The following is a 12,309-nucleotide window of genomic DNA, read 5'->3' on the forward strand; positions in this document are numbered from 1 at the left end:
AAATATGATAATAATTGGTGCAAACTCTGAAGTAGCACAAGCCTTTGTAGAATGCTGTTTGAAGAAAGGCGAAAAGTTCAAAACTTTATATTTATTAAGTTCAAATCCTGCAACATCTGAAAAATTTGCAAATCATATCCATGTGAAATATTTGCAACATACAGAAGTTTTGACTTTGGACGTTCTTAAAGAAATTGATTATAAAAATTTCGAGCATATCGAGTCAGATTTATTATTTTGCGCAAGTGGCTATTTGGGTCAAGGTACTGACGAAGCCTTGTACGATGATAAAAATACAGCACGAATTATAGATGTTAATTTTTCCAAATTGGTTCCTGTTCTTAATCACTTTGCCAAAAAAATGGAGTCCAAAAGACAAGGTAATATAATTGTATTATCCTCTGTTGCGGGGGATCGCGGACGACAAAGCAATTTTATATATGGCAGTGCCAAAGCGGGACTTACGGCTTATCTCAGTGGTCTTAGAAACTATTTGTTTGACAAAAAAGTTCATGTAATGACTGTGAAACCCGGTTTTATGGCGACAAAGATGACAGAAGGTTTACCGCTAAATCCTGCTTTGACAGCGACGCCAGAACAAGCTGCGACGACGATTTTTAAAGCTTATAAAAATAAAAAAAATACGGCTTACGTTTTGCCAATTTGGGGACTTATCATGATGGTAATCCGTAATATTCCTGAGTTTATCTTCAAGAAGATGAAACTTTAAATAGATTTAAAAATGAAAAAATTGTATGTATTTGATTTTGATGGGACTTTGACTTATAAAGACACCATGTTTTTGTATCTCAAATATTTTAATCCTTCGAAATATAGAGTTCAATTTTTAAAACATATTCCACTTTTTGTTTTGGTTAAACTGAAACTGGCTGATGCCGAATCGGTGAAAAAAAGTTTTATAGCATCCATGCTTAAAGGACAAACAGAAGCCAAACTTCATCAGGTTTCGGATAATTTTTTCAATAATTATTATCCGAAATTGATTCGTGAAAATGCATTAGAATTTATCAACCAAATCAAAAAAGAGCAAACAGATTCTTACATTGTTACGGCTTCTTTGGATATTTGGGTACGCCCTTTTGCAGAGAAATTTGGAATGCAAATGCTAGCGACAAAAGCGGACTATCAGAATGGTGTTTTTACAGGGAAATTTGCTTCCAAAAATTGCAATGGCGAAGAAAAAGTTCATCGAATAAAAGAAGCCATAGAAAATAAAAAATTTGATAAAACCATTGCCTTTGGTGATACTTCTGGAGATCGTCCAATGTTAAAGTGGGCGAATGAAAGCTTTTATCAATTTTTTCACTAATTTCGTATCAATTTAGATGAGGCATTTGCTTCATTTATTTTTTTAATAAAATTCTCTAATAGAAAATGGAAAAGGTATATTTAGACAACGCAGCAACAACGCCGCTCAATGAAGAAGTTATCGACGCTATGGTTGGTGTACTTCGCAACAATTATGGTAATCCTTCATCAACCCACAGTTTGGGACAAGAAGCAAAAACACTATTAGAAGAGGTTAGGCGTAAGATTGCAGATGCTTTGCGTGTTACACCTGGCGAAATTGTTTTTACCTCGTGCGGTACCGAATCCAACAACATGATTATTAAATCTTGTGTGAACTATCTTGGCGTTCAACGTATTATTACCTCGCCATTAGAACACAAATGTGTTGCGGAAACTTGTCTAGAAATGAAACGCCTTCATGGTGTAGAACTTGTTTATCTTCGCCCTGATAACAAGGCGAATCTTAGTTTAGAAAAATTAGAAGAACTATTAAAATCTTCTGATAAAAAAACTTTGGTGACATTGATGCATGCTAATAATGAAGTTGGAAATCTTTTGGATATTGAGAAAGTTGCAAAACTTTGTAAAAAGTATGATGCCTTATTCCATTCAGATACAGTACAAACGATGGCGCATTTGGATTTAGATTTTTCTAAAATTCCATTGGATTTTGCTTCTTGTAGTGCACACAAATTTCATGGACCAAAAGGGACAGGATTTGCGTTTGTAAGAAAAGCTTCTGGACTAAAGGGGATAATCACAGGAGGACCACAAGAAAGAAGCCTAAGAGCCGGCACAGAGAATGTTTGCGGTATCGTTGGGCTTGGTAAGGCTTGGGAGTTGTCGATTGATAATATGGAAGAATATAGCTCGCATATTAAGCATATTAAAAACTATTGTAAAGAACAAATTAAAGCTAACTTTCCTAATGCTACATTTAATGGAGAATCTGGTAGCGATAACAGCTTATATACCGTTCTTAATATTTTATTAGCATTTAAAAACCCATTGATTGGTTTACAACTAGATATGCAAGGCGTTGCAATTTCGCAAGGAAGCGCATGTAGCTCTGGCGCTTCAAAACCTTCCATGGTATTAATGTCTATTTTGGACGAAGAAGAATTAGAACATTGTACGCCACTGCGAGTTTCATTTAGTCATTATACGACCAAAGAAGATATTGATAAATTCATAACAGCATTAAAAGAAGTTTCCAAAGATTTTATCATAGAAAAACAAAATACCGCGCATAGATAAATATTTATCGCAATAGGTATATTTTTTGTAATTTTGTAAAGTATTTTAAATAAAAATAAAAATTATGGCAGTAGAGATTACAGACCAGTCTTTCCAAGAAGTAGTATTAGCTTCTGACAAGCCTGTATTAGTAGATTTTTGGGCAGCATGGTGTGGACCATGTAGAATGCTAGGTCCAATTGTAGAAGAGCTAGCAAATGATTTTGATGGAAAAGCTGTGGTTGGAAAAGTGGATGTTGATAATAATCAAAATATATCAATGGAGTATGGTATCAGAAATATTCCGACATTATTGATTTTCAAGAATGGCGAAGTTGTTGATAAGCTAGTTGGTGTTAGTCCAAAAGAACTTATTGCTGAAAAACTTTCAGCACATATGTAAAAAAACAATCCTGAAAATGAGCGCTTTCCTAATAGGAGAGCGTTTTTTTTACAAAAAATTTGGAGAATGAAAATATTGTTGTATTTTTGCAACCACAATAATCAAGGCATCTAGCTGCGGTTATAGGCAAGATCCGGTAGTTCAGCTGGTTAGAATGCCGCCCTGTCACGGCGGAGGTCGCGGGTTCGAGTCCCGTCCGGATCGCAAAAAGTTTTCAATCACTTTTCAAAAGATTGATCCGGTAGTTCAGCTGGTTAGAATGCCGCCCTGTCACGGCGGAGGTCGCGGGTTCGAGTCCCGTCCGGATCGCAAAAAGTTTTCAATCACTTTTCAAAAGATTGATCCGGTAGTTCAGCTGGTTAGAATGCCGCCCTGTCACGGCGGAGGTCGCGGGTTCGAGTCCCGTCCGGATCGCAACTACAATAACAAAATAGTACAAAATGCTGTAAAACGTATGTTTTACAGTATTTTTGTTTTATACAGGTAACAAAAAGCATCAGGATTTCACAAGATGCCAGTGAGCTAGACAAGACCTATGTTGGATCAAGCATAAAAGTTGGGGACTAAGCAAAAAGTTTGAATAATCGGAATAAAAAAAAGAAATGGCATTCGAAATTTCGAGAGATGATACAATAGATAAAGGGGCAATAAAAATTTTGATGGATATATAAATATGCATCAATTTGATTAGGTAATTTTAGGCGTAATTCTTATGATATCAAAAATGCTTATATAGTACAAAAGTAGTCTCAAAGAGGATTTCCAGTAATGTATTCAACTTCTAAAACATGGGTGCAATAATGAAAAAAGAGAAAATAGTATTAATATTTATTGTGTTAGTTACTTCTATTTGTGTAATATTATCTTTTCTATATAAAATATTAAAATCAGATGAAATAACTAAAAAAAGAATACTTTCAATGGATAGACATACTAAAGTGCTGCAAATTTATAATGATTCTTTTAATCATAATTTTACCACCGTTTTATATGCTACAGGTGAACGCAAAACTTTATATTTTGATTTGAAAGTTGGTGATTCTATTTCAAAAAATAAAAATGATTCTATAATGTATATTTTTAGGAATGACTCTATACTTCAAATCAACTTACTTCCTTATGGGTATAAAGCTAATTGATTTAAATAACAGATTAAGTTATATACTTAATTTATGAAATATTGACAAAGCATTAGAATTATAAAATCACAAAAATTAATATTAGTAAGTGTCTTATTTTCAACATTTTTTTTTGATCATCTTGTCTGTTTATTATTATTTTAATCAGTATGATGAAAAAATTAAATCGAGAATTTTACAATTAGAAAAACATACTATTGTTCTAAACATATATCGTGATATCTCGCAGCACAATTTCATAATGGTAACATATAAAGACGGGCAAAATACGACCTTATACTATGATTTGAAAATTGGAGACTCTATTTCAAAAAAAAGAAATGATTCTATGTTGTATATATATAGAAAAGACTCTATTCTAAAAATAAATTTATTAGCATATGGATATAAAGCTTTATAAAGTAGACACTATCCCATAAAGTGTGTAAGTTAAAAAGTTAGGGCTTGGATTTTATAATCTGAGCCTTTTGTCAAAAATAATCATAAATTGGTTTAAAACAATTCCCCAATTGTGAATAGGCATTGTCCACTTCTTAGTAGATTCTTTGAGAGCTAAATAAACAGATTTCAACACGGCATCATCGGTAGGGAAAGACATTTTGTTTTTGGTATACTTTCTGATTTTCCCATTCAGATTTTCAATGAGATTAGTGGTATAAATGATTTTTCGAATTTCAAGTGGGAATTCAAAAAAGACGGTTAATTCATCCCAATTGTTTTTCCCAGATTGAATAGCGTACAAATATTTACTTTCCCACTTGGTTGCAAAATCTTCTAAAGCTGCTTTTGCAGCATCTTTGTTAGGTGCTGTATAAATGTGTTTCATGTCGGCAGAAAATTCTTTTCTATCCTTCCAGACTACATATTTACAAGCGTTCCTGATTTGATGAACCACACAAATTTGAGTTTGAGATTCAGGGAAAACCGAGCGAATAGTCTGAGTAAAACCATTAAGATTATCAGTAGCTGTAATCAAAATATCCTCAACTCCACGAGCTTTTAAATCCGTTAAAACATTCATCCAAAAACTGGAAACTTTCGTTTTTTCCAAGCCACATACCAAGAACATCTTTTCGTCCTTCTCGGTTTAATCCAACGGCTAAGTAAATGGTTTTGTTGATGACTTTTGAGTTTTCTCTGACTTTAAAAACTATTCCATCCATCCAAACAATAAGATACAAATCGTCTAACGGTCGGTTTTGCCAAGCAACTACTTCATTGGCAACAGCACTAGTAATTCTGGAAATGGTGGAGGTAGAAACATCAAAATCATACATTTCTTTAATCTGTTCTTCGATATCCGAAACGCTCATTCCTTTAGCATAAAACGAGATGATGATGTTCTCCAAACCATCAATAATATTGTGTCTTTTGGGAACTAAGGTGGGTTCAAAACTACCTTCACGGTCTCTGGGAACTTTAATCTCCGATTCTCCAAATGAGGATTTTATTTTCTTAGTTCCATGTCCGTTTCGGTAATTTCCACTTAATGTTTTTTCGTATTTTTCATTGTCCAGATGGCTGTCTAATTCAGCATCTAGCATATGTTCTACTGCTTTTTTGTGCAGTTCTTTGAAAAAAGTGGTTAAATCTTCTCCATTCTTAAAGGACTTGTAAAAATCCTTGTTGTTTAATAATTCTTCTTTGTCGATCATAACTATGTAATGTTTAAAAATAGTAAAAAGTTATTTCCGAAAAATTATTTGAGCTTTGAGGGCTCATAATTTTTCAGAATAACTTTTCAACTTACACAGTTAGTGGGACGCTACCATAAAGTACGAGGTTAGCTTTAAAATAGGTTTGTTTTACATTTCGGAAGTTTAATCAGAAGCACACTATGGGTTTAGACTCAAGTTTCAAAGGCTGTATTTCATCTTGTCTGTAGCAATGCTCAAATTTGCACATTGGTTTAACGAAGTGGAAGAATCGGGGTTTAAATCGTTTTCTATTTTAAAAAATACAATTACGAGTCATTATAATGATATTCTCAACTATTTTGAAAAGAGAAGTACCAATGCATCTGCCGAAAGTTTCAATGCGAAAATCCAAAACTTTAGAATTCAACTACGTGGATTAAGAGGCAAAGTTTTTTTTCTATTCCGATTATCTAAACTTTTTGCCTAGTCCCCAACTTTTGTGCTTGATCCCCATTTTTGGCTTTCTTTTGGAGAGTTAATGCATAAAAAAAAACAACCTTCTAAAATAGGAGGTTGTTTGTCTAATCGTAGACCCACAGGGATTCGAACCCCGACAGGCGGTACCAAAAACCGAAGTGCTACCGTTACACCATGGGTCTCTTTGATTATTGTGATGCAAATTTACAGCTTTTTTCTAAACTTCCAAATTTTATTTCAAAAAAAATGCATAATTTTATCAATAAATATTTTAAAGAAAGTCAATGTTAATCGATTGTTCTGATATTCAATTGGATAGAATGAGTCCGAAAACGGACTTCGAAATGGAAGTTTTTGAATTTTTGAAAGAAACTTTATCCGATAAGACAAAAACGACTGTCAAAACCTCAGGTTCGACAGGTATTCCGAAACTTTTTGAAGTTGAAAAAGCGAGAATGTTTGCTTCAGCAAAGATGACCTGCGATTTTTTGCGTCTTAAAAAAGGAGATTCTGCAGCACTTTGTATGCCGGTTGAGTATATCTCTGGAAAAATGATGTTGATACGGGCAATAGAAAGAGGTTTGAAGTTACAAGTCTTCACACCCAAAACCGAAGCTTTGTCTCAGTTGAATTTGCCTATTGATTTTTGTGCGCTCACACCTTTACAAGTTGAAAATAGTTTGACCAAACTAAAATTAATTAAAAATTTAATAATTGGTGGAGCAGGCGTTTCTGAAAGTTTAAAAAAGAAAATTTATCAGCATCTGGACAATGAAAAACATACTATATATGAAACCTACGGTATGTCCGAAACCTTATCGCATATCGCTTTGAAAAAGATTTATCCGATTTCTGAAGATTATTTTACAAGTTTCGAAAATGTTGAAATTTCTACTGATACTCGTGGTTGTTTGCAAATATTTTCACCACAAATAAATTCAGAGTTTTTAATTACTAACGACTTGGTGGAGATAATTAATGACAAACAATTTCGGTTTTTAGGAAGGATTGATAATGTAATTAATTCTGGTGGGGCTAAAATTTTTCCAGAAAAAATCGAGAGTTTTCTCAAGAAGGAGGTTTCTGCAGAATTGATTGTGACGTCTATAAAGGACGAACATCTGGGAGAGAAGATGATTTTGGTAATAGAAGGTCAAGACGATGACAAACTTCGAAACAGCATATTTAATCTTAGTTTTGAGCGAAAATTGGATCGTCCAAAGCAAATTGTTTTTATTGATAAGATGCCGAGAACGCCCAATGGAAAAGTAAGTCGTTTAGATTTAAAACAACAATTAAAAGAACTTTTGTAATGATCGATTTTTCGAGTGAGTTAAGTTTTAAAACCTCCCGAAGTGGCGGTGCTGGCGGACAACATGTCAATAAAGTAGAAACTGCGGTCACGGCGATTTGGAATGTCTCAGCAACTCAGTTTTTTAATGAAGAACAAAAAAAATTAATTTTAGAAAAACTCAGAAATAGAATTAATAATGACAGTATTCTACAACTGACTTCAACGGAAGCGCGCTCCCAATTAGAAAATAAAAAGATTGTGATCGAAAGAATGCTTAATTTGGTGAATGCAGCAATATTGATACAAAAGCCACGTAAAAAGACAAAACCACGTAAGAGCCAAATTGAAAAACGACTGAATGCCAAGAAGATTCTGTCTGAGAAAAAAGATAATCGCCGTTTTCGCTACTAATAAAGAATGAATAGTTTTTTCTATTCATAAAAAAGCTGTATTTTTACCCTCCGATTTTTGAAAAATGGAAAGAGAAATCAAAATTAGTTTTCAGATTATTAATTCGTATAATGATTTGAACGAAATTGAAAAGAAATTGTTTGATTCTGCTAAAGCAGTGCGCGAAGATGCGTACGCTAATTATTCTAATTTCCTGGTAGGATGCGCCTTGTTGCTGGATAATGGCGAAATAGTTACAGGAAGCAATCAAGAAAATGCAGCCTATCCATCTGGATTGTGTGCAGAACGGACCACCATATATTGGGCTTCGGCTAATTTTCCAAAATCCAACATCAAGAAAATTTTTGTTATTGGCGCGCCAAGAAACACCATCAGTTCGCAACCAATTCCGCCTTGTGGAGCTTGTCGACAAAGTATTTTAGAATACGAAGCCAAACAAGATGAACCTATCGAACTCTATTTTGCTTCTTTGGAAGGCGATATTTTTAAAACCAAATCGGTGAGAGATATGTTGCCTTTTTCTTTTGATTCTAGTTTTTTATAGTCTTTAAACAATAGAAACTTCGTTGTTATCAAATTTTTTGCGAAGTCGTTGTTTTGATTTTTTCACACCATCAACACTAAGTCCTAGCAGTTGTGCAATTTCTATATTGCTAAGTCCTAGTTGATTGAGTAATATGATTCTAAGATTGGACTCGGTTAGTCCTGGGAAATTATTGGTTACAAATTCGTAGTATTCTTCTTCTTCCCGAATAAATATTTCTTTGAATTTATTCCAGTTTTCATCGGTCATCAGATGTGAAATCTTAAGTTCTTCCATTGCGGACAAAGCATTTTGTGCTTTTTTGTTTTGTTTTAGCTTGTTGATTTCTGTGTCGATGTTGTTGATTTGTTTGTTTCTGTCAACCAAATAAGATTTGAAGCTTGCCAAAGTATTATGGGTGGATTGTATTTTTTTGTCCGATTCTATTTGTTCCAGTTTAAAACCTAAAATTTGTTTTTCATAATGTAATTTCAAAAGTCTTACTTTTCTTTTATTAAGGCTGAAAACACTAACAACAAGTCCAATTAGCAAAATACTGACAGCGAGAAGTGCCCATTTTATAACTTCGGATTTTTCGGCTTTGTTTTTTTCGGCTTCTAGCTTCCATTCAACTCGTTCTTTTTGGCTTTTCCAATTTACCATTTTTACAGCATCTGGACCTTCTTCCATTGCTGTTTCATTGTTCAGATTTTCTATGCGGCGCCTTGTATTAAGTTCTGCCACATCATTTTTGTCAGCGATGGCAATTTGCAATAAAAGTTTCTGAATGTCCAGCTCAAAGCCATTAAGATAGGTTTTGGTTTTTATAAAGGTTAGCGCGTCGGTCAGAATTTTTTTGGCTTCATCATTTCTTTGTGTTGATACGTATATTTTTCCAAGTTCTATTTGGGCGTACATCGTATTGCGCTCGTTGTTTTCGGATTGGGAAATTTTGATATCTTCTTTGAGAAGTTCTTCTGCTTTTGTGTAATTTTTCTTATCTGCTTCGATGATTGCCAAATCACCTAAGGCTTTTGCATAACGCAGTTTATCATTTATTTTTAAGGCAGCAATTTTTGTTTTTTCGAGGTAAGCAATCGCATCGGGAATTTTATTTAGCTTTCTGTAATTATTGGCAATATTGTTGAGTACAGCGCCATAGTTTTTGTCTTTTTGATGGGGTAATTTTAAAAAGCGCAGGAGATATTCATTGCTTTTTTGATAGTCCTCCATCGTTGACCAAAAGTAGGCGTTAAGTTTTAAAATATATTCTGCTTCAATAATATCTATATCGGTTGCGTGTTGCAATCTTTTTTCAGCATTCAGGAAGTACGGCATTGCTTCGGGATAGAAGTTGTAATTGTAATAGTAAAAACCAACTTTACTGTTTAGCCAAATTAAGAAGTTCTCATTGGAAATATTTTCACTTAATTGTATGGCTTCTTTATAGAGTTTGGTACTTTCAGGATTGTATTTGTCCAAAGATTTTGAAACGAAATCAGCATATATTACTTTCTGTATTATTTCTTTTTCCTGCGATTTGATCGTGGTTTTATTAGAAAAGTATGTTTCTAAATCTTTTTGATTGTCAATTTTTGTTGCAGATTCTATATAATTCGTAGTTAGAACAGTTTGTTTTTTTGCTCTTTGACTAGAAATTATGATTCCACAAAATAAAAGAAGGATAAAAAAAGAGTAGTTTTTTAACATACTTACAAATGTATTATAAAATTTAGTTAATAAAAATAATTAAATGTTAAGGATTTTATTTTGTATCATATTGATAATCATAGGTATTTATTTGTAAAATAATTTGTCCACCCCGATGTCCACCCTGTTTTTTTGGAATGCTTTTAATTTTTTTGGAGTTTTGTCAAAAATATTTAGACAACTATTACTAACCTCTTACCAAGAAATTATGAATGTCTAAATTGATTAATAACCATTCTATTATATGCAAAATGCCAGTTACTAGCTGGCATTTTTATATTTCGTAGATACTGCTTTTCGCGTTGATATTTTTAATGATATTTTCTGTCCTTTCCTTGTGTGTATCGGTAATAAATATCTGTCCAAAATTTTCTTGATTTACCAAATCTATCAATTGTGAAACGCGTTTGTCGTCCAATTTATCAAATATATCATCGAGGAGAAGAATAGGCGTTTTGTTGGTCAATTCTTTTATTCGGATCATTTGTGCGAGTTTCAAAGCGACAAGAAAGGTTTTTTGTTGCCCCTGAGAACCTGCTTTTTTTATTGGATAATGCATCATTTCAAACAACAAATCATCTTTATGAATGCCACGCGAAGTATAAGTAAGAATTCTGTCTTTTTCTAAGTTTAGCTTTAGTAATTCCGAGAAATCTTGTTCCAAATCCGATTGATATGTGATAGTGACTTCTTCTTTTCCTCCTGAAATGCTTTTATAAAATTGTTGCATCACAGGATTAAGTTTCAAGACAAATTCTTTTCGTGTGGTAAATATTTTTTCGCCAAATTTTATCAGAGGCTCATTATAAATTTCTAAACTCTCGATGTCAAAATATCTGTTTTTTGCAAAGGATTTTAATAAAGCATTGCGCTGTTGTAAGGTTTTTTGATATTGTATTAAGGCAAAAAGATAGTCGCTATCGGTCTGAGAAATCATCGCATCCAAAAACTTTCTACGACTTTCTCCAGAATCCGAAATTAAATTTTGGTCATAAGGCGAAATAATAACCGAAGGCAAATATCCAACATGATCGGAAAGACGATCGTAGTTTTTATCATTTTTTTTGATGACTTTTTTGGTGTCTTTGCTGAGGATGATTTTTAAAATATCTTCTTTTTCCTCGTTCTGAATTTCAGCTTCGATACTGAAGAAATCGCTTTCATTTTTAATATTATTAAAATCCGAATTTCCTAGAAAACTTTTACCGACTGACAAATAATACAAAGCATCGAGAATATTGGTTTTTCCGACACCATTATTGCCCACAAAACAATTAATTTGTGCGCTTAGATCCAGTTGCAAACTTTCGTGGTTTTTGAAATTATGAAGACTGAGTTTGTTAATTCTCAAAGTATTGATTTTTTGGAATAACAAAGATAAGTCAATTCAGACTCTTAAAAAAGGTCAAAGCTTTTATGAATGAAATAAATAATTAACGGAAGTCCAGAACAAGACTCGATCCCAAAGGAAAAGTAAGCGTCCGACTTTTTATCATTCGCAAAATATATCAGAATACAACTGATGAGTGATGTTATAAATAAAGCAACTCTTATGTCAGTTTTAAAGCTAAAAACGCTGATAATATTGGCAATCAAAATTAAGAAATAGGCAAGGAGTTTGGTGTTTTTGATGCCAATTATTTTCGGAAAAGTAACAATTGTATCCAACTTCATATCCCGAATGTCAAAGGGCAAGACCAAAGCTGAAATATAAAAAAAACTGAATCCAATAATTTCCCATTTAACTTCTGCCAATCCCAAGAATCCAAAGCACAAGCCCCAAACCAGGCCAACGTAAAATATTTTAAGAAAAGGAATTTTCCGAATGGTAGCTTCCCAGAATTTGCTGTTGTATAAAAGTCCAAGAATAACGATGAGAAGCCACCTTAATAATATTTGCTGGTTATGATTTTTGATAATCAGTAGAACGCAAATAATGCCTGTAATACTGTTGAAAATTAATACTTTGTAAAATATTTTTCCTTGATTTTGGTATTTTGTATAAAGATAGCCACTAAAAAATGTCAGGAAAATAAGATAAAGCTTAGGCAAACGGAACGCGTTTTGTTCCAAAAGGAAAAAAGCTGCCAACATGGTTCCCATTAAGGATACGTAGATTTGGCTGTCAACAATATATTTTTTTGCTAATTTTAAAACTGACATTATTT

Annotated in this window: 12 protein-coding genes, 4 tRNA genes and 1 pseudogene; 12 read left to right on the forward strand and 5 right to left on the reverse strand. The window is 33.1% G+C overall.

All coding sequences use genetic code 11. The features are described from left to right. Positions 1 to 4 precede the first annotated feature (4 nt). From G6R40_RS13360 to G6R40_RS13395, 8 genes are all read left to right on the forward strand, one after another. Positions 5 to 730 (forward strand): SDR family NAD(P)-dependent oxidoreductase, encoded by a 726-nt coding sequence (locus G6R40_RS13360; protein ID WP_165136552.1) that lies wholly within the window; start codon positions 5 to 7, stop codon positions 728 to 730. Positions 731 to 742: 12 nt separating this feature from the next. Continuing rightward, positions 743 to 1,330: an HAD-IB family hydrolase gene (locus tag G6R40_RS13365; protein ID WP_165136555.1), complete on the forward strand. Its 588-nt coding sequence runs from the start codon at positions 743 to 745 to the stop codon at positions 1,328 to 1,330. Between the two features lie 65 nt (positions 1,331 to 1,395). Further along, on the forward strand, positions 1,396 to 2,568 hold the full coding sequence (locus tag G6R40_RS13370) for a cysteine desulfurase family protein (RefSeq protein WP_165136558.1): 1,173 nt from the start codon (positions 1,396 to 1,398) through the stop codon (positions 2,566 to 2,568). 64 nt (positions 2,569 to 2,632) lie between these two features. Beyond that, positions 2,633 to 2,950, forward strand: coding sequence for a thioredoxin (gene trxA, locus G6R40_RS13375; protein WP_079666116.1), 318 nt, complete (start codon positions 2,633 to 2,635; stop codon positions 2,948 to 2,950). Between the two features lie 130 nt (positions 2,951 to 3,080). Then, positions 3,081 to 3,154, forward strand: a tRNA-Asp gene (locus G6R40_RS13380). A 31-nt stretch (positions 3,155 to 3,185) separates the two neighbouring features. Next, positions 3,186 to 3,259, forward strand: a tRNA-Asp gene (locus tag G6R40_RS13385). Between the two features lie 31 nt (positions 3,260 to 3,290). Beyond that, positions 3,291 to 3,364 (forward strand) — tRNA-Asp (locus G6R40_RS13390). Positions 3,365 to 3,750: 386 nt separating this feature from the next. After that, complete coding sequence (locus G6R40_RS13395) at positions 3,751 to 4,089, forward strand: hypothetical protein (protein WP_165136561.1); 339 nt, start codon at positions 3,751 to 3,753, stop codon at positions 4,087 to 4,089. Positions 4,090 to 4,540: 451 nt separating this feature from the next. On the opposite strand, the pseudogene G6R40_RS13400 reads toward G6R40_RS13395, so the two are convergent. Next, a pseudogene (locus tag G6R40_RS13400) lies at positions 4,541 to 5,744 on the reverse strand (IS256 family transposase). 232 nt (positions 5,745 to 5,976) lie between these two features. Here G6R40_RS13400 and G6R40_RS13405 point away from each other — a divergent pair. Beyond that, positions 5,977 to 6,213 carry a transposase gene (locus G6R40_RS13405; RefSeq protein ID WP_262887653.1) on the forward strand — a complete coding sequence of 79 codons (237 nt, stop codon included), beginning with the start codon at positions 5,977 to 5,979 and terminating at the stop codon, positions 6,211 to 6,213. 101 nt (positions 6,214 to 6,314) lie between these two features. Here the strand turns inward: G6R40_RS13405 and G6R40_RS13410 are convergent. Further along, positions 6,315 to 6,385, reverse strand: a tRNA-Gln gene (locus G6R40_RS13410). A 102-nt stretch (positions 6,386 to 6,487) separates the two neighbouring features. Between G6R40_RS13410 and G6R40_RS13415 the strand changes: the two genes are divergently transcribed. The 3 genes from G6R40_RS13415 to G6R40_RS13425 all read left to right on the forward strand — a co-directional run bounded on the left by G6R40_RS13415 (position 6,488) and on the right by G6R40_RS13425 (position 8,452). Next, positions 6,488 to 7,516, forward strand: a complete 1,029-nt coding sequence (locus tag G6R40_RS13415) for an AMP-binding protein (RefSeq protein ID WP_165136567.1) — start codon at positions 6,488 to 6,490, stop codon at positions 7,514 to 7,516. Beyond that, positions 7,516 to 7,908: an alternative ribosome rescue aminoacyl-tRNA hydrolase ArfB gene (arfB, locus tag G6R40_RS13420; RefSeq protein ID WP_165136570.1), complete on the forward strand. Its 393-nt coding sequence runs from the start codon at positions 7,516 to 7,518 to the stop codon at positions 7,906 to 7,908. The genes G6R40_RS13415 and arfB overlap by 1 nt, the downstream gene beginning before the upstream one ends. A 64-nt stretch (positions 7,909 to 7,972) precedes the next feature. After that, positions 7,973 to 8,452: a cytidine deaminase gene (locus G6R40_RS13425; RefSeq protein ID WP_165136573.1), complete on the forward strand. Its 480-nt coding sequence runs from the start codon at positions 7,973 to 7,975 to the stop codon at positions 8,450 to 8,452. A 3-nt stretch (positions 8,453 to 8,455) separates the two neighbouring features. On the opposite strand, the gene G6R40_RS13430 is transcribed toward G6R40_RS13425, so the two are convergent. The 3 genes from G6R40_RS13430 to G6R40_RS13440 all read right to left on the reverse strand — a co-directional run bounded on the left by G6R40_RS13430 (position 8,456) and on the right by G6R40_RS13440 (position 12,304). Next, positions 8,456 to 10,141 (reverse strand): tetratricopeptide repeat protein, encoded by a 1,686-nt coding sequence (locus tag G6R40_RS13430; RefSeq protein WP_165136576.1) that lies wholly within the window; start codon positions 10,139 to 10,141, stop codon positions 8,456 to 8,458. A 274-nt stretch (positions 10,142 to 10,415) separates the two neighbouring features. Continuing rightward, a complete protein-coding gene (gene recF / locus G6R40_RS13435; RefSeq protein WP_165136579.1) occupies positions 10,416 to 11,492 on the reverse strand; it encodes a DNA replication/repair protein RecF in 1,077 nt (358 codons plus the stop codon). A gap of 44 nt (positions 11,493 to 11,536) precedes the next feature. After that, positions 11,537 to 12,304: a hypothetical protein gene (locus tag G6R40_RS13440; RefSeq protein WP_165136581.1), complete on the reverse strand. Its 768-nt coding sequence runs from the start codon at positions 12,302 to 12,304 to the stop codon at positions 11,537 to 11,539. Positions 12,305 to 12,309 lie beyond the last annotated feature (5 nt).

This window comes from Chryseobacterium sp. POL2, from assembly GCF_011058315.1.
Taxonomy (GTDB): domain Bacteria; phylum Bacteroidota; class Bacteroidia; order Flavobacteriales; family Weeksellaceae; genus Soonwooa.

Bases quoted from the DNA above. Each gene is read 5' to 3' on its own strand.
- G6R40_RS13360 (WP_165136552.1), top strand. From the start codon at position 5: ATGATAATAATTGGTGCAAACTCTGAAGTAGCACAAGCCTTTGTAGAA.
- G6R40_RS13365 (WP_165136555.1), top strand. From the start codon at position 743: ATGAAAAAATTGTATGTATTTGATTTTGATGGGACTTTGACTTATAAA.
- G6R40_RS13370 (WP_165136558.1), top strand. From the start codon at position 1,396: ATGGAAAAGGTATATTTAGACAACGCAGCAACAACGCCGCTCAATGAA.
- trxA (WP_079666116.1), top strand. From the start codon at position 2,633: ATGGCAGTAGAGATTACAGACCAGTCTTTCCAAGAAGTAGTATTAGCT.
- G6R40_RS13395 (WP_165136561.1), top strand. From the start codon at position 3,751: ATGAAAAAAGAGAAAATAGTATTAATATTTATTGTGTTAGTTACTTCT.
- G6R40_RS13405 (WP_262887653.1), top strand. From the start codon at position 5,977: ATGCTCAAATTTGCACATTGGTTTAACGAAGTGGAAGAATCGGGGTTT.
- G6R40_RS13415 (WP_165136567.1), top strand. From the start codon at position 6,488: ATGTTAATCGATTGTTCTGATATTCAATTGGATAGAATGAGTCCGAAA.
- arfB (WP_165136570.1), top strand. From the start codon at position 7,516: ATGATCGATTTTTCGAGTGAGTTAAGTTTTAAAACCTCCCGAAGTGGC.
- G6R40_RS13425 (WP_165136573.1), top strand. From the start codon at position 7,973: ATGGAAAGAGAAATCAAAATTAGTTTTCAGATTATTAATTCGTATAAT.
- G6R40_RS13430 (WP_165136576.1), bottom strand. From the start codon at position 10,141: ATGTTAAAAAACTACTCTTTTTTTATCCTTCTTTTATTTTGTGGAATC.
- G6R40_RS13440 (WP_165136581.1), bottom strand. From the start codon at position 12,304: ATGTCAGTTTTAAAATTAGCAAAAAAATATATTGTTGACAGCCAAATC.